At 68.2% G+C, this 18,850-nt stretch carries 16 protein-coding genes; 10 read left to right on the top strand and 6 right to left on the bottom strand.

The genetic code is table 11. The annotated features are described in order from the left end of the window. Positions 1-133 precede the first annotated feature (133 nt). Positions 134-1,516 carry a sensor histidine kinase gene (locus tag PJ250_RS11600; RefSeq protein WP_271644711.1) on the bottom strand — a complete coding sequence of 461 codons (1,383 nt, stop codon included), beginning with the start codon at positions 1,514-1,516 and terminating at the stop codon, positions 134-136. After that, the gene (locus PJ250_RS11595; RefSeq protein WP_271644710.1) at positions 1,516-2,181 is read right to left on the bottom strand and encodes a response regulator transcription factor; all 666 of its coding nucleotides are present in this window, start codon (positions 2,179-2,181) and stop codon (positions 1,516-1,518) included. The genes PJ250_RS11600 and PJ250_RS11595 overlap by 1 nt, the downstream gene beginning before the upstream one ends. Before the next feature lie 343 nt (positions 2,182-2,524). Here PJ250_RS11595 and PJ250_RS11590 point away from each other — a divergent pair, with 343 nt between their 5' ends. The 5 genes from PJ250_RS11590 to PJ250_RS11570 all read left to right on the top strand — a co-directional run bounded on the left by PJ250_RS11590 (position 2,525) and on the right by PJ250_RS11570 (position 8,639). Further along, the gene (locus tag PJ250_RS11590; protein WP_271644709.1) at positions 2,525-3,490 is read left to right on the top strand and encodes an oxidoreductase; all 966 of its coding nucleotides are present in this window, start codon (positions 2,525-2,527) and stop codon (positions 3,488-3,490) included. Positions 3,491-3,530: 40 nt separating this feature from the next. Then, positions 3,531-4,967 carry an NTP/NDP exchange transporter gene (locus PJ250_RS11585; protein WP_271644708.1) on the top strand — a complete coding sequence of 479 codons (1,437 nt, stop codon included), beginning with the start codon at positions 3,531-3,533 and terminating at the stop codon, positions 4,965-4,967. 38 nt (positions 4,968-5,005) lie between these two features. Beyond that, positions 5,006-5,821 carry a MipA/OmpV family protein gene (locus PJ250_RS11580; RefSeq protein ID WP_271644707.1) on the top strand — a complete coding sequence of 272 codons (816 nt, stop codon included), beginning with the start codon at positions 5,006-5,008 and terminating at the stop codon, positions 5,819-5,821. A 268-nt stretch (positions 5,822-6,089) separates the two neighbouring features. Next, positions 6,090-7,088 carry an SDR family oxidoreductase gene (locus tag PJ250_RS11575; protein WP_271644706.1) on the top strand — a complete coding sequence of 333 codons (999 nt, stop codon included), beginning with the start codon at positions 6,090-6,092 and terminating at the stop codon, positions 7,086-7,088. A gap of 63 nt (positions 7,089-7,151) precedes the next feature. Beyond that, positions 7,152-8,639, top strand: coding sequence for an NTP/NDP exchange transporter (locus PJ250_RS11570; RefSeq protein WP_271644704.1), 1,488 nt, complete (start codon positions 7,152-7,154; stop codon positions 8,637-8,639). A 459-nt stretch (positions 8,640-9,098) separates the two neighbouring features. On the opposite strand, the gene PJ250_RS11565 is transcribed toward PJ250_RS11570, so the two are convergent. Together PJ250_RS11565 and PJ250_RS11560 are read right to left on the bottom strand one after the other, a co-directional pair. Next, positions 9,099-9,404 carry an FmdB family zinc ribbon protein gene (locus tag PJ250_RS11565; protein WP_271644703.1) on the bottom strand — a complete coding sequence of 102 codons (306 nt, stop codon included), beginning with the start codon at positions 9,402-9,404 and terminating at the stop codon, positions 9,099-9,101. Between the two features lie 61 nt (positions 9,405-9,465). Next, positions 9,466-10,824: a cation:proton antiporter gene (locus tag PJ250_RS11560; RefSeq protein WP_271644702.1), complete on the bottom strand. Its 1,359-nt coding sequence runs from the start codon at positions 10,822-10,824 to the stop codon at positions 9,466-9,468. 223 nt (positions 10,825-11,047) lie between these two features. Between PJ250_RS11560 and PJ250_RS11555 the strand changes: the two genes are divergently transcribed. The 5 genes from PJ250_RS11555 to PJ250_RS11535 all read left to right on the top strand — a co-directional run bounded on the left by PJ250_RS11555 (position 11,048) and on the right by PJ250_RS11535 (position 16,975). Next, positions 11,048-12,271, top strand: coding sequence for an MFS transporter (locus tag PJ250_RS11555; RefSeq protein WP_271644700.1), 1,224 nt, complete (start codon positions 11,048-11,050; stop codon positions 12,269-12,271). 81 nt (positions 12,272-12,352) lie between these two features. After that, positions 12,353-14,659: a glucosylglycerol-phosphate synthase gene (gene ggpS, locus PJ250_RS11550; protein ID WP_333909525.1), complete on the top strand. Its 2,307-nt coding sequence runs from the start codon at positions 12,353-12,355 to the stop codon at positions 14,657-14,659. Positions 14,660-14,745: 86 nt separating this feature from the next. Continuing rightward, positions 14,746-15,378: a CDP-alcohol phosphatidyltransferase family protein gene (locus PJ250_RS11545; RefSeq protein WP_271644698.1), complete on the top strand. Its 633-nt coding sequence runs from the start codon at positions 14,746-14,748 to the stop codon at positions 15,376-15,378. Beyond that, a complete protein-coding gene (locus PJ250_RS11540) occupies positions 15,375-15,980 on the top strand; it encodes a lysophospholipid acyltransferase family protein (RefSeq protein ID WP_271644697.1) in 606 nt (201 codons plus the stop codon). Before PJ250_RS11545 ends, PJ250_RS11540 begins: the two co-directional genes overlap by 4 nt. Before the next feature lie 92 nt (positions 15,981-16,072). Continuing rightward, the gene (locus tag PJ250_RS11535) at positions 16,073-16,975 is read left to right on the top strand and encodes a phosphatidate cytidylyltransferase (protein ID WP_333909524.1); all 903 of its coding nucleotides are present in this window, start codon (positions 16,073-16,075) and stop codon (positions 16,973-16,975) included. Between the two features lie 18 nt (positions 16,976-16,993). Here the strand turns inward: PJ250_RS11535 and PJ250_RS11530 are convergent, their stop codons facing one another. Together PJ250_RS11530 and PJ250_RS11525 are read right to left on the bottom strand one after the other, a co-directional pair. Continuing rightward, positions 16,994-18,316 carry a DUF6056 family protein gene (locus tag PJ250_RS11530; protein WP_271644695.1) on the bottom strand — a complete coding sequence of 441 codons (1,323 nt, stop codon included), beginning with the start codon at positions 18,314-18,316 and terminating at the stop codon, positions 16,994-16,996. Beyond that, the gene (locus PJ250_RS11525) at positions 18,313-18,828 is read right to left on the bottom strand and encodes a hypothetical protein (protein WP_271644694.1); all 516 of its coding nucleotides are present in this window, start codon (positions 18,826-18,828) and stop codon (positions 18,313-18,315) included. The genes PJ250_RS11530 and PJ250_RS11525 overlap by 4 nt, the downstream gene beginning before the upstream one ends. Between the last annotated feature and the right edge of the window lie 22 nt (positions 18,829-18,850).

Raw genomic sequence — 18,850 nt, 5'->3', positions numbered from 1 at the left:
GCGGACCTAAGGCCTCCAGGGATCCTGGCCATTGAAGCGGGGCAGCCGCGTTCGCGCCGTCGGGATCCGAGTGAGCTAGCACTCGGAGGCGAGCTAGCCCTCCTGCGCATCACCATCGGCCGCCGGCCTGCGATCAGTGCGCGGGCGCCGCCGACAGCCGGATTTCCACTCCAAAACCGCGGCCGTCGAGCCCGACACCGCAAGTGACCCGTCCGCCATGCGAGGCGACCACCCGTTCGACCAGCGACAGGCCCATGCCAATGCCCTGCGTGCGGTGCCCGTTTTCCGCTCGGTAGAACCGCTCGAAGACCCGCTCGCGCTGGTCCTCGGGGATGCCCGGACCATCGTCAGCGACAATCAGGATTGCAGTCCGCGCGTCTCCGTCGCCCTCGACCCGGGTCTCCAACCGTACGCGCGTGCCGGGGCCTCCATGACAGAGGGCGTTGTCCAGCAGGTTACGGACCATGATCCCGAGATCGTCGATGTCCCCGCGCACCGGCGCGTGGCGGGTCTCGACTTCGATCGACCGGCCAACCCGTTGCGCAAGCAGCGCGAACTCGTCGGCCACCATCCCGGCGACCAGCGCCAGATCGACATCCTGTGGACGCGCGCTGGCCCCTGCGGCATCCACCCGCGCGGAGTCCAGCAGCTGCTGCGCCAGTCGGGAGGCACGCTCGATCCCGGCGATCAGGTGGGCGAGCGCCTCGCGCGCCTCCTCGCGATTTCCCGCGTGCTGCAGCACCTGCGCTTGGGCCAGCAGCGCGGCCAACGGCGTGCGCAACTCATGCGCGGCCTCCCCGAGGAACTCACGTTCATGCTGCAGCGCCTGCCCAAGTCGGGTCATCGACACGTTGAATGCCCGCACCAGGGGCGCGAACTCCGTGGGCAAGCCGATTTCCGGCAACGGTGCAAGGTCCAGCGATGGACGTGCGGCGAGCGATTCACTGACCCGCCTCACAGGACGCAGCGACCACCGGATCACCAGCCAGACCGCTGCGCCGAACAGGGCGATCAGTGCCAACGCCGCACCGAGGCTGGCACGGAACCAGCGCCGCAGCTCCATCTTGATCGCGGACTCCGGCACGCCAACCTGGAACTGGACACGGCGCTGCGCATCGCTGGCCGCGTACACACGCCACGGCACGCCGCCCACCACGGGCCTGGTGAAACCTTCCACGAACCCGGGCGCCAGCGCGTGATTCGGCGCGGTACGCGACGAGAGCAATCGGCGATGCGTACCCAGTTCCCAGGCCTGAAAGGCGAGCGTATCGAACTTGCCGCCAACGGCCGCACGCCAGGGCGGCGCGGCCAGCTCGAACCGATGCTGCGGTCCGGCCGTGGTGATATCGGTCGGCAGCGACTGCAGCAACTGCTCGGCCACATTACGCAGCATGCCATCGACGTCACCGACCTGGTGCGCGGACATCTGCCGGTACTGCAGCGCAAACCAGCCCCCCCACGTGGCGAGCAGCACGAACGCCAGCGCAATCAGCAAGCGGGTGCTCAGCGCGCGCATCAGCCCTCGTCCCCGACGCGATAGCCGAAGCCGAGTTCTGTCACCACCACCTCGTCGCCGAGCTTGCGCCGCAACTGGTGCACGTAGACCGCGACCGTGTTGCTGCCGATCTCGGCATCCCCGCCATAGAGACGGTCCTGCAACTGATCCCGGCTGAGTACCCGCCCCTGCGACTCGAACAGCGCCAACAGGATGCGAAACTCGTGCGCGCTGAGGCCGACGCGCTGGCCGCCTCGGGTCACGGTTCGCGCAGCCGGATCGATCTCGACGTCGCGCCATCGCAGCACCGGGGTCACCACGCCGCGACTGCGACGAAGCACCGCGCGCAACCGCGCCAGCATCTCGTCGCGCTGAAAGGGCTTGACGATGTAGTCGTCGGCACCCGCGTCCAGGCCTCGCACTCGATCACTGAGCTGATCGCGCGCGGTGATGATCAGCACCGGCGTTGGATCGTAGCGATCACGCATCGTCGCCAGGACGTCCAGCCCGGAACCGCCAGGCAGTCCGAGGTCGAGCAGCACCGCGACGAAGGCGTGGTCGACCAGCGCCAGCCGCGCAAATCTCGCGTCCTCGCAATGGACGACGCGCCAGCCTTCCTGGCTGAGCGCCGACGTCAATGCACGGCCGAGCATTTGATCGTCTTCGACGAGGAGGATCGCATCCATGGGGGCGGCCAGAAAGGAAGGGGCGGCGATGTTGCTATGCGGGGATTAAAACCGGATTAAAGGTCACGTTCAAAGCGCATTTCGAGTCACGCCCACGCGCCAATCGCCTTAAACGCAAATTAATCGCGGCGCAAAACACTGCGGCATCCCCACTCTTCAGCCGCCAACGCCCATGCACGTGATTCCCTCCATTCCGTTCGGCAAGCAACGGAACAAGCGCCACGGCGAAGTCGCCGCATTCGGTTCCCGACGTCCCCACATCACGGGCGCAGGCGTCGAAGGGACCGCGCACAAAACGCTTTCCAGGTGGCGAGCCTACATCGCCGCAGTGGGCACATTGCTCTTGTCTGCGTGCGCAGGGGGCAGCCCGATCGCCCAGGGGCAACCCAAGCCGGATTGGGGCCTGGCCGACATGCCCTCGCAGGACGGGCGCATCGTCCTGGTCACAGGCGGCACCAGCGGCATTGGCTACGAGAGCGCCAAGGCGTTGGCCGCTGCTGGCGCGCGTGTCGTGATCGCATCGCATAGCAGCCTGGAGCGGGGCGAAGACGTGCTCGCGAGCATCCGCCAAGACGCGCCAAACGCGCAGGTGCAGTACGAGAAGTTCGACCTGGCCGACCTGGCTTCCGGCCGCGCACTGGCCGAGCGCCTCAATGCAACGCTGCCCCGCCTCGATGTGCTGATCAACAACGCGGGGATCATGGAGCCGCCGGAGCGTGGGGTCTCGAAGGACGGCTTGGAGATGCAGTTCGCCGTCAACTATCTCGGCCACTTCGCCCTGACCGAGAGGTTGCTGCCGCTGTTGCGCAAATCCGACGCGCCGCGCGTGGTCACCCTGTCCAGTATCGCCGCGCGCCGCGGCGCGGCGATTCACTTCGAGGATCTCCAGTTCGAGCAGGACTACGACCCAGGCGATGCCTATCGACAGTCCAAGCTGGCCTGCCTGATGTTCGCGTTCGAACTGCAGCGCCGTAGCGATGCATCTGGCTGGGGCCTGCGGAGCATCGCATCCCATCCGGGGGTTTCACGCACCAACCTCCAGGTCAACAACGGCGTGGTCCGCCGCACCCTGGGGAGATTCATCCTGCAGCCGGCCGCGCGCGGCGCGCTGCCGACCTTGTACGCCGCTACCGCGCCCGATGCGCGCGGCGGAAGCTACTACGGACCAACCGGCGTCATGGAAATGCGCGGACCGCTGGGTTTCGCACGCGTGCCCGAGGCCGCGACGGATGCCCGGACAAGCACGCGCTTGTGGCGCGTCAGCGAACAACTCAGCGGCACGCCCTACCCCTCGCGCGCTGCCGACTAATGCCGCAACGCGGCTTTTCTCCGAATCAGGACCTTCTCCCATGAATCAGACCTTGACCTCGGCGCGGCGACGTCCCCGCCTGCTGCATCACCTGTTCAACCTTCGACGCGAGGAGATCGGCCCGGTCGTGATCGCGACGTTGTTCTTCTTCTGCGTGCTGACCGCGCTGATGTTGTTGCGACCGGCGCGCGACGCATTGGGCATGGAACGCGGAATCGAGAGCATCCGCTGGCTGTTCCTCGGCACAGCGGCGGTCACGCTGGCGGTGAATCCGCAGTTCGGCTGGTTGGTCAGCCGACTGAAGCGGCTGCAGTTCATCGGCGTGACCTATGGATTCTTCGTGCTGAGCCTGGTGGGCTTCTGGGCGCTCCTGACGTTCGCACCAGAAGCGGTGGGCCAGCGCAGCGGACAGGTGTTCTACGTCTGGTTCAGCGTATTCAATCTGTTCGTCACCATGGTGTTCTGGGCGTTGCTGGCCGACCGCTTCACCAGCGACCAGGGCAAGCGCTTCTTCGCCCTGATCTCGGTGGGCGGCACGCTCGGCGCAATCTTCGGTCCCTGGCTCACCTCGCAACTGGCACAGCCACTGGGCACCCCGAGTCTGCTCCTGGTTGCCGGCGGCTTCCTACTGCTCGCCGTTGCAGCGGCCTGGTGGCTCGTGCGCCATGCGCCCGACCGCACCGGACCGGATGTCACCGTCGCGGCGGGTGGACTCCCCCGCGAAGTCGAGCGCATCGGCGGCAGCGCCTGGGCGGGCCTGCGCGCGGTGTTCCAGTCGCGCTATCTCACCGGCATCGCCAGCTACGTCCTGCTGATGACCGTGGTCGCGACGGTGATCTATTTCACCCGCCTGCAAATGGTCGCGGCGGTGTCGGACAGCATGGATGCGCGCGCGGCGATCCTGGGCAACATCGACATGTGGACGCAGATCGCGGTGCTGGGTCTCCAGCTCACCTTGACGGGGAAGATCATTCAGCGCTTCGGTCTCGGCATAGCGCTGGCGATCCTGCCGATCGTCACCGCGCTCGGTTTCATCGGGCTGGCGATCTACGGCTCATTCGCTGTGCTGATCCTGCTCGAGGCAGCCAACCGTTCGGTCCAGCGCGGCATCACCCGACCTGCGCGCGAAGCGCTGTTTACCGTCGTCAGCCGCGAAGAGAAGTACAAGGCCAAGGCCTTCGTCGACACGTTCATGTACCGCACCGGCGACGTGGTCGGCGCGCAGACCGAAGGCGTTCTGGGACGGCTGGGTCTGGCCGTCGGTGGGCTGGTCGGCGTGGTCGTTCCGCTGGCGCTGGTGTGGGCGGCCCTCGGTCTCTGGCTCGGCCGCGCTCAACTGCGACGCGTGGCGGCGCCAGCGCCTGAAAGCACCGCGCCTGTGCCTGCAAACCCCGCCGGCGACACCCCCGTCCCCCTCATGGCCCGCACCACGCCCCGCTCCGTGCGACCGAGGCGGCCCAGGCCATTCGAACTCTGACCGTCGGGATTCCGACCCTTGCCCAAAGGAACCACTGCATGAACATGACCTCACGCGCGCTCGTGAAGCTCGCACTTCTCGCTCTTCCGGCCACCGCGTTTGCCCAAGCGCTGCCTGCACCCTCGGGGAACTGGTCGGTCGGCGCCGGCGTGGCCGTCATCGACAGCCCCTATGCGGGCGAGGGATCACGCGTCCGGCCGTTTCCGCTGGTCAGCTATGACGGAACGCGCGTTTTCTTCCGCGGGACGTCCGGCGGCGTGCACCTGTACCAATCCCGTCGTTTCACGTTCGACGCGATCTTGTCCGCCCGGATGGACGGCTTCGACATCCACGACCTGGGGCGTTCGGAGCTTCTGGCCAACGGCGTGGACGCCAGCCTGCTGAGCGATCGCCACGATGGTCTGGACGCTGGCCTCCGCGCGACCTTCGGCTCGACGTGGGGGGCGATCTCGCTTGAGGCCGTCCATGACATCACCGATACCAGCGACGGTTACGAGATTTCCCTCGACTACCGATACACCTGGCTGTTCGACGGCGCCACGCTCACGGCCAACGTGGGCGCCAGCCGGATGTCCTCGGATCTGGCGGGCTATTACTTCGGAATCCTGGACGAAGAGGTTGCGCGCGGCGTCACCGCGTATTCGCCTGGATCAGCGGTTGTTCCGAAGATCGGCCTGATGACGACGCATGCGATCGGATCGACGCAATGGCAGCTGCTCGGGGCAGTCGAGTACCAGTTCCTGCCCAGCGAGATCAGCGACAGCCCACTGCTGGAGTCGGACCACGATGGAGCTGGCCGCCATCGCAACAACGGGATCGGGCGCGTGGTCCTGGGCCTGAGCAGGCGCTTCTGAGGAAGCCTCGATCTTGATGCGCGCGATCCCGCGGACGCCCTCCCGAGACATGCCCGGCGCCAAGCAGGCTCCGTCCCCGCCCCCTGGCTGGCCAGGACCGACATCAGGGCCGAGCCGCGGATCGTCAGCTGCCAACGCGACACAGACCACCAACCATGTCACCCCTCCTTCAATGCATCCATCTCCTACCAACCGTGAGGACCGACCAATGATCCACTTACCGCAAACGAACGACACGCGCGCAACGCGTTCCGGATGGCGCAGCCACTTGGCCGCCTTTGGCGTGCTGCTGGGCTACGCGCTCTCTTCAGGTACCGCGCTGGCGCAGACCCCACCCAAATCCGACTGGAGCTTGGCCGACATGCCCTCCCAGGCCGGTCGCATCGTCCTGATCACCGGAGGCACCAGCGGCATGGGCTTCGAGGACGCCAAGGCGCTGGCAGCCGCGGGCGCACAGGTGATCATCGCCGCACGCAACCCCCAACGCGGCCAGCAGGCGATCGATCAGATCAGGCAGGCGGTCCCCGAGGCCCAGGTCCAGTTCGAGCACGTCGATCTCGCCGACCTGTCTTCGGTTCGGTCCCTGGCCGGGCGTCTTGGCACCACGTTGCCCAGGTTGGATGGCCTGATCAATAACGCCGCGATCATGGCGCCGCCGGAACGCGGCACCTCCGTTGACGGCTTCGAGCTGCAGTTTGCCACCAACTACCTTGGCCATTTCGTGCTGACCGCCGAGTTGCTGCCGCTGCTGCGCAAAAGTGATGCTCCCCGCGTGGTCACGCTGTCCAGCATCGCCGTCCACCAGGGCGGCATCCATTTCGATGACCTGCAGTCCACGCAGGCTTATGTACCGATGGTCGCCTATGCCCAGTCAAAGCTGGCCTGTCTGATGTTCGCATTCGAACTGCAACGACGTAGCGACGCGGCTGGCTGGGGCATCCGCAGCGTCGCCGCTCATCCCGGTGTCGCGGTGACCGAGCTGGTTGCGCGCGGCCCGGGCCTGGACAGCGCCCAGGGTCGTCAGTGGTCCGCCATGCGCGAGCACCTCCAGACCGCGGCCCAGGGCGCCGTGCCCACGCTGTACGCCGCCACTGCGCCCGAGGCGCAAGGTGGCGCCTACTACGGCCCGATCGGTGACCGCGAGATCCGCGGCCCGCTCGGCCTTGCGACAGTCCCCGCCGCCGTCAAGGACTCGGCAGCGTCGGCTCAGTTGTGGGCGGTCTCAGAAGAAATCACCGGCGTGCGCTTCCCCGCGCTGCGCCGTTGATCGCCACTTCACCCAAGCGCTCCCCTGCCCGCCTCCCGGACGCGACTGTGGCCGGGAGGCCCCATGAGCCGAACCGAAATGTCGACAGCCTCGCGTCGCTCACGCCCGTGGCAGGCCATGTTCAACCTCCGCCGCGGAGAAGGGGGACAGGTGCTGACCGCCGCGCTGTGCCTGTTCTTCGTACTGACGGCATTGATGCTGTTGCGACCGGCGCGCGACGCGCTGGGCCTGGAACACGGGATCGAAAGCGTGCGCTCGCTCATCGCCGTGACGGCGGTGGTGACGCTGGCGATGAATCCGCTGTTCGGATGGGTGGTCGGTCGCCTGAAGCGGTCGCAGGTCATCGGCGCCACTTACGGCTTCCTGGCGCTGAGCCTGTTGGGATTCTGGGGCCTGATGACATTTGCGCCGGGAGGCGTGGCAGCGGTGAGCAGCCAGGTGTTCTACGTCTGGTTCAACGTGTTCAACCTGTTTGCGACGATGGTGTTCTGGGCATTGCTGGCCGACCACTTCACCAGCGATCAGGGCAAGCGCTTCTTCGCCCTGGTCTCGGTGGGCGGCACGCTCGGCGCGATCTTCGGCCCCTGGCTCACGTCGGTGTTGGCCGCATCGCTGGGCACGTCCAGCCTGCTGCCGGTCGCCAGTGGCTTTCTGCTGCTGGGCATGCTGGCTGCCTGGCTGCTGCAGTGGATCGCGCCGGGCCGGGCGATCGAGGACGGCGTCGGGCCACCGTCACGTTCAGACGAGCGCGGGCGCATCGGCGGCAGCGCCTGGGCCGGCATCCGCTCGGTGCTCGGCTCCCCCTATCTGTGCGGCGTCGCTGGCTACGTCCTGCTGACGGCGGTGATAGCGACGTTCGTGTATTTCACCCGGCTGCAAATGGTCGAGGCGATCGCCGACGACTTGGACATGAGGACGGCGATCCTCGGCAAGATCGACATGTGGACGCATGTGGCGGTGCTGATGCTGCAGCTCACCCTGGCCAGCCGGATCATCAAACGCTTCGGCCTGGGCCTCACGCTGGCGCTCCTGCCCGTGACCACCGCGTTGGGCTTCCTCGGGCTGGCGACCTACGGCTCCTTCCTGGGCCTGGTCCTGCTGGAAGCAGGGACCCGGGCGGTGCAGCGTGGTATTGCCCAGCCAGCGCGCGAGGCGCTGTTCACCGTGGTCGACCGTGAAGACAAGTACAAGGCCAAGGCCCTCATCGACACCTTCGTCTATCGCGCAGGCGACGTGGTCGGTGCGCAGACCGAGGGCGCGCTGAGTCGGCTGGGGATGGCGATGGGCGGCCTGGTCGGTGCGGTGCTGCCGCTGGCATTGGGATGGATGGCGCTCGCCCTGTGGGTGGGGCGTGCACAGGCTCGACGCTCTGCACGGCCATCGGCGGACACCACGCCCGACGGCTCCTGCGGTCAACACGACCGCTCCATCCTGCGCTCGCCACACACGGTGAGCCGGGGCGTCCGGGCTTCGAGCGGCACCAGGACGATCGATACGCCCCAGCCGCCCGGCAAACGGTTCGATGTCCAGGCGCGCGAATCAGCCCCATGACCCAATGCGCGCCCGAGTCGGCGACCGAACCACGGAATCCATGACCCGCAGCACTCGGGACGACATGCAGGCCGCCATCACTGGATTGCACCTCGTGCACACGGCCGACCGGACCGATCGACCCACGCCAGGCAGGCCCCGGGGAATCTCTTCCTTGTCACGAAACGAGTGATCCGACGGCTTGCCCATCAGAGCGTTGGCTTCGGCCGAGGACCGAGGGTCCAAGACCTTCGCACCAGCCGGAAACCGACTCTGCACCAGCGCACCTTCCACGCAGGCCGTGGCTGGCATCGCCCGGACGATGCCGGCCGCCGCACGTTGGCGCCGCGGAGCGCGGCCCTGGCCCAGCGAAGCCGCCAGGAAGCGCGCCGACCGGTTGCCTCTTTCAAGCGTCCGGCCCCTTGGCGATATTCGCCAAGAGGTCAGACAGGCCCCGGCTTTCTGGCGGCCGCGGCCAATTCAGTCACTGCTGCCCGAAGAACCACCGGAACTCGGCGCCGGTGAACTGGCGGCCGGTGTGGCGGCAGCCGGCGTCGAACTGCCACCACTGTTTCCTTCGACCAGGTTGCGCTTCTTGTCGCCGTCCTTCTTGAAGTCGGTCTCGTACCAGCCCCCCCCGGCCAGCCGAAACGACGGCGCGGTGACCTGCCGCTTCACCGTGGGCGCCCCACAGCTGGGGCAGGTATCCGGGTCGGCATCGGAGAGCTTCTGCAAACGGTCGAAGCTGTGGCCGCAGGTGGTGCATTGGAAGGCGTAGATCGGCATGGCAGTGAAGTGGTCAGGCAAACGCGAGAGGTCGCAACGGTGGGGCCTGCGGGCCGCCGAATCAAGCGGTACGGTCGGTGCGGCCGCTGTCCTCAGGCAACGGACCGTCGTCGGCGACCTCTGGCGCTGACCTGGCGGTCTGCGCCCCCGGGCTCGGCATCGGCGGCGGGGGATTGACCACGCCGCCGGCTGGGGCCCGGCTGGCGTGCCATTCGGAGGTCCCCGGCACCATCAGGGTCGACGCCGCTCCGCCGGCCGCCGGAGCGAGGTGCTCGGGCTCGTTCTCCACCGGATCGACGTCGAACGGGGTGCGGAACACCAGCGAGGGCAGCAGGGTGGTCAGCGCCGCGTACAGCAGCAACCCGCCGAACAGCGCGTCGGACACATGAAAGCGATCGCGCAGGATGCCGGCCAGGACCAGGGTGAAGATCAGGGTCGGCGCCAGCGCCGTGCCCACACGCAGGCCGGTGGAAAACGCCTCGCCGAACATCAGCTTGCGCTGCACGCAGATCACCCCGACCCGCAGCGGCAGCACCACCGCCGTCAGCGCTAGGCCGATCCCCAGCGCCTCCAGGCTCAGCGCGCCGGCCGGCACCTTGGTGCCGGCATTGAAGAAGTAGAACGGCACGAAGAAGCTGGCGAACAGGCGCACCGCGTGCAGGTTGTCGTGGGAGGCCAGCTTGGGCATGCGCTGGCGCAGCAGACGCGCGACCAGGCCGGTGATGAAGGCGCCGACCAGGTAGTACACGCCCAGCGAATAGGTGATGTAGGCCGCGATCACGCCCACCATCACCAGCAGTGAGAACTCCGATCCCGGCGAATGCGGCAGCACCCAGCGCCCCAGGGCCACGAACAGCAGCGGCAGGCCGAGCAGCATGGCCAGCAGCGCCAGCGAGGAGCCGGCGATCTGCAGCGGCGGATTGGCCGCCTGCAGGACCACGAACAGGCTGACCAGGGCCAGCAATTCGCCGGCGATGGCCTTGTTGGTGACCCAGAACTGCTCTTTCTCGTCCAGGCCCAGGCGCCCCAGGGTGTCGATGATGAAGCCCGTGGAGGGGGTCAGCAGCGCCAGGGCCAGCAGTCCGGACGCCTGCCAGGACAGATGCGCGTAGCGCCAGCCCAGCCAGCCCACCGCCAGCAGGGTGAGCAGGCGAATGACCAGGTGGATCACCAGCGGCCACAGCCCCCGGCGCAGCGCCTTGAGTTCCACCTCCAGCCCGGCGAACAGGAACAGCGAGGAGATGCCCAGCGTGGCCAGCAGGGCCACCACCTCGTCGTGCGACTTGCGGCCCAGGACCAGCATCGCGGCCACCCCGAACAGCAGGCAGGTCAGCGGCGCCGGCAGCTTGAACTGCTGCAGGAAACGCGGGATGACCAGCAGGCCAAAGATCAGCAGCAGATAGACAAGTTCGGGGCTCACGACGGGGCTTTCATCCTGGCAAGGGGCATGATGGTCTAGGTCGCGTTGCCCCACGGCAAGCCCCGGGGACAGTGCAGGCGCGGCGATCCCGCCGGCACGCGAGCACGCGCAAGGCGCCGGGCGCGGCGCCGCCGACGCGGCGGCCACGCCACTTTTTCAATATGAATCAATATGTTATGATTTCAGCGGTGACCGGCACCCTTTCCCCGAGCAGGTCGCACTGATGCTGCGGCTCACGACTCTCATGCTGGGCGTTGCCCTGTTGCTGACGGGCAGCGGGCTGCTGGGTACCTTGCTGGCGGTCCGCGGGACCGAGGCCGGTTTTGACGACCGCACGCTGGGACTGGTGATGTCCGGCTATTTCGCGGGCTTCTTTTTCGGCACTTTCATCGGCCCGCCACTGATCCGCCGGATCGGGCACATCCGCGCGTTTTCCTTCTTCGCCGCGCTGGCGGCCATCGCCGTGCTGCTGCATCCAGTCTGGGTCCATGCCTGGACCTGGGGGGTGCTGCGGCTGATCACCGGCATCGCGCTGGTCGGCCTGTACACCACCATCGAGAGCTGGTTCAACGCCGAGCCCGATGCCAGCCGCCGAGGCCGGGTGTTTTCGCTGTACATGATGATCAACCTGTCCGCGCTGGCCCTGGGGCAGGTGCTGTTCGGCTGGGGCGGCATGGCCCACGCCACGCTGTTCACCGTGGCGGCCATCCTGGTCTGCGCGGCAGTGATGTCGGTCAGCGCCACCCGGGCCGAGCAGCCGCAGATTCCGCAGATGTCGCGCTTCACCATGCGCCAGCTCTATGCGCTGGCGCCGGCGGCCACGGTCGGCGCGGCCCTGTCCGGCCTGGCGATGGGCGCCTTCTGGGGCCTGTCGCCGGTGTATGCCGGGCGCGTGGGCCTGGATACGCGCGGGGTGGCGATGTTCATGCTGGCCGCCATCGTCGGCGGCGCCCTGCTGCAGGTACCGCTGGGCCGGATCAGCAATGGCCGCGACCGCCGCGCGGCGTTGGCACTGGTCGCGCTGGCCGCGGCCGGCGTGGCCCTGTGCATGCTGCTGCCGGGCGTCCAACACGAGCACCGCTGGCTGTTCGGCTTGTACTTCCTGTTCGGCGGTCTGGCGTTTTCGATGTATCCGTTCGCCGTGGCCCACATGCTGGACTACCTGCCACGCGAGCACCTGCTGTCGGGCTGCTCGAGCCTGCTGCTGGTCAACGGCGTCGGCTCGGCCATCGGCCCGGCCCTGGCTGGCGGCGCCATGCAGCGCTTCGGCCCGCAGGCCTTACCGATGTACTTCGCGGTGATGCTGCTGGCTTTGGCGGCCTACCTGCTGGCCCGCCTGCGCTTTGCCCGCCACCGTGCCTTCGAGGCGCCCTTCCGCCCGATGCTGCGCACCACCCCTTCCGCCCTGGAACTCATGCCCGAGACCGAAACCCCTTCGCCTTCATAAAGAGGACTTCCATTGAGTGAATTGACCGCCAACGCACGCAACACCTCACCCCGCTCCACCCAGGCCCGGCCCGAGCCGAAACTGATCCTGGCCACCGACCTGGATGGCACCTTCCTGGCGGGCAGCCCCGACCAGCGCCACCGCCTCTACCGGCTGGTCGATCAACACCCCGAGATCTGCCTGATCTTCATCACCGGCCGCGGGCTGGAAGCGGTCATGCCGCTACTGACCGACCCGGCCATCCCCCGCCCCGACTACGTGGTCTGCGACGTTGGCGCGACCGTGGTCGACGGGCACAGCCTGCTGCCGCTGCAGCCCCTGCAGTCCAAGATCGACGGACGCTGGCCGGGCGAACAGACCGTGGCCCAGGCCATGCGCGCCTTCCCCGCCCTGGTCCGCCAGGACGTGCCGCAGGAGCGTCGCTGCTCGTACTTCTGCGATCCCGAAACGCTGACCCAGCTGCGCCCGCAGATCGAGGAAGCCGTGGGCCAGCTGGGCTGCTCGGTGCTGTACTCGGCCGACCGCTACCTGGACATCCTGCCGCCGGACACCGACAAGGGCCGCACGCTCAAGGCCTTGTCCAAGCAGCTCAAGCTGCCCCGCGACAAGGTCCTGGTGGCCGGCGACACCCTCAACGACCTGTCGATGTACATGGCCGGCTTCCGCGGTGTCTGCGTGGGCGACTCGGAGCCGGCGCTGATCGAGGCCACCGGCTCGCTCAGCGATGTGCTGCACGCCGAGCAGCCCGGCTGCGGCGGCATCCTGGAGGCGATCAACCATTTCAAGCTGCTGGCCAAGGACGACCCCTACCTGCCGGTCTCGCGCACCGCGCCGACCGGCAAGGCCGAGCTGCTGATGGTCTACCACCGCCTGCCCTACGAGGAGTTCTTCGAAGATGGCGAGGTGGTGCGCCGCCAGCCAAAGTCGCCCAACGGCATCATTCCCTCGCTGCTGGGGTTCTTCCAGGGCGGGCAGACCGGCTCGTGGGTGGCCTGGAGCATCGACGACCCCAAGCGTGGACCGTTCCAGACCCACACCACGGTCGATGAGAAATATCCCAACCTGACGGCCGCGCGCGTCCCGCTGAGCAAGCAGGAGGTGGACATCTTCTACAAGCGCTTCAGCAAGGAAGCGTTCTGGCCGATGCTGCACGTGTTCTGGGAACGCGCCAAGTTCCGCGAGGACGACTGGCAGGTGTTCCTCAAGGTCAACCGCAAGTTCGCCGAGGCCACCGCCGCCGAGGCGGCCGAGGGCGCGACCATTTGGATCCACGATTACAACCTGTGGATGGTGCCGGCCTACCTGCGCGAGATGCGCCCGGACGTGAAGATCGCCTTCTTCCACCACACCTACTTCCCCTCGGCCGACGTGTTCAACGTGGTGCCCTGGCGCAAGGAGATCATCGGCAGCCTGCTGTCGTGCGACTACGTGGGCTTCCACATCCCGCGCCAGGTGGAGAATTTCGTGGACGTGGTGCGCGGCGTGGCCCCGGTCGAACGGCTGCGCAGCGAAAGCTGCGCGCCGCGCTTCCTCACCTACGGCTGCGCGGTGGGCCTGGACACGATGACCACCCGCCTGCGCGTGGCCGGACGCGAGGTGGCATTGGGCGCGCATCCGGTCGGCACCGACCTGCGCCGGATCAAGGACGTGCTGTCCAATCCGGATGTGCGCAACAACATCTACAAGCTGCGTCGCGAGATCGGCGCCCGCAAGCTGGTGCTGTCGGTCGAGCGCCTGGACTACACCAAGGGCACCCTGGCCAAGCTGGAAGCCTTCGAGCGACTGCTCGAGTCGCATCCCCACCTGTACAACAAGGTCACCTTGTTGATGATCTGCGTGCCGGCGGCCAAGGAAATGACCGTCTACCGCCAGCTGCAGAACCAGATCGAGCAGGCCGTGGGCCGCATCAACGGCCGCTTCGCCCAGTTGGACTGGACGCCGGTGCGCTTCTTTGCCCAGGCCTTCCCGTTTGCGGAGGTGGTGGCGCATTACGCGGCCGCCCAGGTCATGTGGATCACCCCGCTGCGCGACGGCCTGAACCTGGTCGGCAAGGAGTTCGTGGCGACCCAGGGCATCGAAGGCGGCAACGGCATCCTGGTGCTGAGCGAGTTCGCCGGCGCGGCCGCCGAGCTCAAGGGCGCGGTGCTGACCAACCCGCACGACCAGGCCGACCTGACCGCCGCGCTGTCCCAGGCCCTGCAGATGCCCGACGATGAGGCCGGTGACCGCCTGCGCCAGCTCTACGACATCGTCGAGTACTACGACGTGGATCGCTGGGGCCAGGAGTTCCTGGAGGCGGTGCGCGCCTCGACCACGCCGGCCGTCAGCGGGCCCACCGGCAAGAAGAAGGCCCGGACCTTCGCCCAGCAGCGCCACCACGCCGCCTGATCGCGATCGACCAGGCAGCTGCGACGGGGCCGGCACATGCCGGCCCCTTTGTTTTCCGCGTGCCGCCATGGATTACCATCGGCGCCATGCGTCAGGACGACACCCGCCGGCCGATCGCCGCGCGCAACACCGGATGGGCCAGGCGCCTGAGCATGGCCCTGGCCGCGTCTTCGATCACCCCCAACCAGATCTCCCTGCTGAGCATCGTATTTGCCGCCATGGGCGCGGCGATGCTGGCCTGGGTGGCCATCCCGCCGGGCCTGCTGTTGGCGGCGGTGTGCATCCAGCTGCGCCTGGTGTGCAACCTGCTCGATGGCATGGTCGCGGTGGAAGGCGGACGCGGAACGGCCACCGGCCCGCTCTACAACGAGTTCCCCGATCGCGTCGCCGATACCCTGCTGCTGGTCGCGCTGGGCCATGCCTGCGGCCGTCCCTGGCTGGGCTGGCTGTGCGCCGTGCTGGCAGTCCTGACCGCCTATGTGCGCGTCTCCGGCGGCGCGCTGGGCCTGGCCCAGGACTTTCGTGGTCCCATGGCCAAGCCGCACCGCATGGCCGTGCTGACCGCCGGGTGCGTGATCGGCGCGCTGGAGATCTGGCTGCATGGCACGCGCTGGACGCTGCTGGTGGCCGCGGTTGTGATCGCTGCTGGCGCCGCAGCCACCTGCCTCACCCGCAGCGCGGCCATCGCCCGCGCCATGCGCGCGCGCGGGTCGGCGTGATCGACCGATTGCTGGTGGCGATCGGCAAGGCGCTGATCGGCGCCTCGCCCCGCTGGATCGGCAGCCATCCGGTCCCGAGCCAGCGGGTCTATTTCGCCAACCACGGCAGTCACCTGGATACGCTGGCGCTGTGGTCGGCGCTGCCACCGCCGCTGCGCCGCCGCACCCGCCCGGTGGCCGCGCGCGACTACTGGGGCGGCGGCGGGCTCCGGGGCCTGATCGCCGGGCCCGGGTTGAACGTGGTGCTGATCGACCGCCGCCGCCAGGACCAAGACACCGATCCTCTGCAGCCGCTGTACGACGCGATCGAGGCCGGCGACTCGCTGATCCTGTTCCCCGAAGGCACGCGCAATCTGGAGCGCGACCTGCTGCCGTTCAAGTCCGGGCTCTACCACCTGGCCTATCGCTATCCCGAGGTCGAGCTGGTCGCCGTGCACCTGGACAATGCACGCCGCAGCCTGCCCAAGGGCAGCCTGCTGCCGGTGCCCCTGATCTGCACCGTGCGCTTCGGCCCGGCGCTGCGCCTGGAGCCGGGCGAAGATAAGGCCGCCTTCCTGACGCGTGCCCGCGAGGCCGTGCAGGCGCTCGCTCCGCAGGCCTGACCCGCGCGAGGATGATGCTGCCCATGGACGCCCTGCCCTTCAATGGATTCCTCAGCGCCGCGATTGCCCAGGCGCCGCCCCGGTTCTGGGGGATGATCGGCGGCGTGATGGCCCTGCTGCTGGTGGCCTCGGCCATCGGCTGGGTACTGGGCCGACGCAGGCCCGGCACGGTGGTGGACAACCTCAACGCGCGCATCAACGCCTGGTGGGTGATGGTCGCGGTGCTGCTGGTGTGCTTCCTGATCGGCAAGGTCGCCACCCTGGTGCTGTACGCGCTGCTGTCGTGCTTCGCGCTGCGCGAGTTCTTTACTTTGACCCCCACCCGGCGTGGCGACCACCTGGCGCTGTGCCTGTGCTTTTACGTGGCCGTACCGCTGCAGTACTGGTTGATCGGGATCGGCTGGTACGGGCTGTTCGTCATCTGCATCCCGGTCTATGGCTTCCTGCTGCTGCCGGCGGTGACCGCCCTGCAGGGCGAGACCGAGAACTTCCTGGAGCGCAACACCAAGGTGCAGTGGGGGCTGATGCTGTGCGTGTACTGCCTGAGCCACGCGCCGGCCCTGATGTTGCTGCACATCCCCGGCTACGAAGGGCAGAACCTGCTGTTGCTGTTCTACCTGCTGCTGGTGGTACAGCTGTCCGACGTGCTGCAGTACGTGTTCGGCAAGCTGTTCGGCAAGCGCCTGCTGGCGCCGAAGGTCAGCCCCTCCAAGACGGTCGAGGGCCTGGTCGGTGGTGGCCTGTCGGCCGCGGCGATCGGCGCCGCGCTGTGGTGGGTCACCCCGTTCACCCCGCTGCAGTCGGCGCTGCTGTCGCTGCTCATCGTGCTGTGCGGATTCCTGGGCGGGCTGGCGCTATCGGCCACCAAGCGCAGCCTGGGCGCCAAGGACTGGGGCACGATGATCGAAGGCCACGGCGGCGCGCTGGACCGGTTGGATTCGGTGGTCTTCGCCGCGCCGGTGTTCTTCCACGTGGTGCGCTACGCGTTCCAGTAAACCAAGCCGTATAGCCCCTCAGTAGAACGCCGTCTGCCCGACGCGCCAGCTGGCCCAGGCCAGCAGCAGGACCACCACGACCTGGCCGGCGCGTGCCCCATGGACCTGGGGAACGCGCACCAACAGGCGGATCCCGACCAGGGCGAAAGCCACCGCGCACAGGAAGGCGATGCGCATGCCCGACAGATACGCCGTCGGCGAGAACCCCATCATGCCCAGCGAGGCCAGCCCCAATAGCAACACGCCTCCCATCCGTGCCGCTTGGCGCGGACGCGGCCAGAACGCGACGGCACAGGCCACCACCAGTGCGCCCACGCTCCCCGCCGCCCAGGCGCTGCGCAGATAGCGGGACAGCTGCCATGTCGCCTCGCCATCCAGCCTGGCCGGCAGCAGGGCGTACAGCGGCTGGCCCGGCACGCCTGGCAGCCACAGCAGCACCTGCGCCAGGGCGATGAGCAGAACCACCGCCAGCACCACGCGCAGGCCACGCGCCAGGGGGCTGCCCCACAGCAGCACCAAGGCCAGCACCTCCATCACCGTCGCCAGATAGTTGCGCGGGTCGGCGAAGGCCCGCCCGATCAAGCCCAGCCCGATGCGCAGCTTGTCCCAGACATCCTGGTCGGCGAAGTTGGGAAAGCGCATTCCCTGTTCCTGCAGATAGCGCACCGCGTTGCCCGGCGCGCTCAGGGCGAAGGCCGCGTTGGCGCACAACAGCAGCACCTGCGCCAGGTCCCAGCCATTCCAGCGCCCCTGGCGCATCCGCCAGACGAACAGGCCCAGCGTCAGCGGCACCAGGACCAGGGCCAGCTGGTCGCAATACGCCGCCAGCATGGCCGACAGGCAGCAGCCCAGGCGCTGCGGCCAGCCGCAGGGGGTGCGGTCGACCAGCGGCACCAGCGACCACAGTCCCAGCGCGACCGGCCACAGGTAGTTGAGCGAGCCGGTCAGCCACCAGGCCGCCTCGAAGGTGATCTGCGGGGTCATCGACACGAACAGCGCGAACGCCAGCGTCATCGCACCGTCCTGCGACAGCCCGGTGCCGACGCGCGCCAGCCGCCCCATCGCATGGCACAACAGCAACACCATCAGTGCGTTGAGCACGCGCCACACCCAGGTGTGGTGGACCAGCACCACCAGCACGGCCTCGATCGGCAGGCGGCCGGTCCAGGTGTGATAGCGATGCACCAGATAGTCCTGCAGCGTGTACTGCGACAGCATGGTGGCGAAGTAACGGTCGTCGGCGATGGGAGCGTCGCCCACGCCGAACAGGTGGATGCAGGCCACCGACACCAGCACCCAGGCCAGTCCCCACGCCGGCCAGCGCACGCCTGCCTGGGTCATCGTGCGGGCACCGGACAGGCCAGCGGCAGCAGCACGCGATCGCCACCTTCGCGCCAGTCGACGAACAGCTGCGCGCCCTGTGCCTGGACGCCCGCGGTTGCCAGGTCGAGCGAGGCGGCGAACCCCGGCGCGTGATAGTTCACCGTATCGCCGGTGCGCGCGTGGACCGCGTCTGTCAGGTCCGGGCGCTCAAGCCAGGCCGTCTTCAATGCCACCACCCGCCCTTCGGCCAGGCGCATGACCACCCGGCTGTGGGTCAGCGGCCAACCGCGCCCCTTGTGCACGACCCAGCCGCGCACCAAGACCGCCTCCGGCCCTAGGCGACAGGCTTCGGTGGCGTGCAGGAAGGCCGGTGGCACCGCGACCGTGGCCCCCTCCAGCCGCACTTCCGGCGCGGCGTTGTCCCGCAGGTACAGCCCCAGATACAGCGCCGGGAACGCCAACGCACAGGCGATCAGGGCCGCCAGGGCCCAACGGTCCAGCAATGGCGAGGCATCCGCGAAGGGGGGCATGGAGGCTGGGCGCTGGGACAGT

This window comes from Pseudoxanthomonas sp. JBR18, assembly GCF_028198165.1.
In the GTDB taxonomy this organism is placed as follows: Bacteria; Pseudomonadota; Gammaproteobacteria; order Xanthomonadales; family Xanthomonadaceae; genus Pseudoxanthomonas_A.
The sequence above is the reverse complement of the archived record's forward strand: the minus strand, read 5'-3'. Positions and strand labels throughout refer to the sequence as shown.

Bases quoted from the DNA above. Each gene is read 5' to 3' on its own strand.
- PJ250_RS11565 (WP_271644703.1), bottom strand. From the start codon at position 9,404: ATGCCGATCTACGCCTTCCAATGCACCACCTGCGGCCACAGCTTCGAC.
- PJ250_RS11530 (WP_271644695.1), bottom strand. From the start codon at position 18,316: ATGACCCAGGCAGGCGTGCGCTGGCCGGCGTGGGGACTGGCCTGGGTG.
- PJ250_RS11595 (WP_271644710.1), bottom strand. From the start codon at position 2,181: ATGGATGCGATCCTCCTCGTCGAAGACGATCAAATGCTCGGCCGTGCA.
- PJ250_RS11585 (WP_271644708.1), top strand. From the start codon at position 3,531: ATGAATCAGACCTTGACCTCGGCGCGGCGACGTCCCCGCCTGCTGCAT.
- PJ250_RS11535 (WP_333909524.1), top strand. From the start codon at position 16,073: ATGATCGGCGGCGTGATGGCCCTGCTGCTGGTGGCCTCGGCCATCGGC.
- PJ250_RS11580 (WP_271644707.1), top strand. From the start codon at position 5,006: ATGAACATGACCTCACGCGCGCTCGTGAAGCTCGCACTTCTCGCTCTT.
- PJ250_RS11600 (WP_271644711.1), bottom strand. From the start codon at position 1,516: ATGCGCGCGCTGAGCACCCGCTTGCTGATTGCGCTGGCGTTCGTGCTG.
- PJ250_RS11545 (WP_271644698.1), top strand. From the start codon at position 14,746: ATGCGTCAGGACGACACCCGCCGGCCGATCGCCGCGCGCAACACCGGA.
- PJ250_RS11555 (WP_271644700.1), top strand. From the start codon at position 11,048: ATGCTGCGGCTCACGACTCTCATGCTGGGCGTTGCCCTGTTGCTGACG.
- PJ250_RS11525 (WP_271644694.1), bottom strand. From the start codon at position 18,828: ATGCCCCCCTTCGCGGATGCCTCGCCATTGCTGGACCGTTGGGCCCTG.
- PJ250_RS11570 (WP_271644704.1), top strand. From the start codon at position 7,152: ATGAGCCGAACCGAAATGTCGACAGCCTCGCGTCGCTCACGCCCGTGG.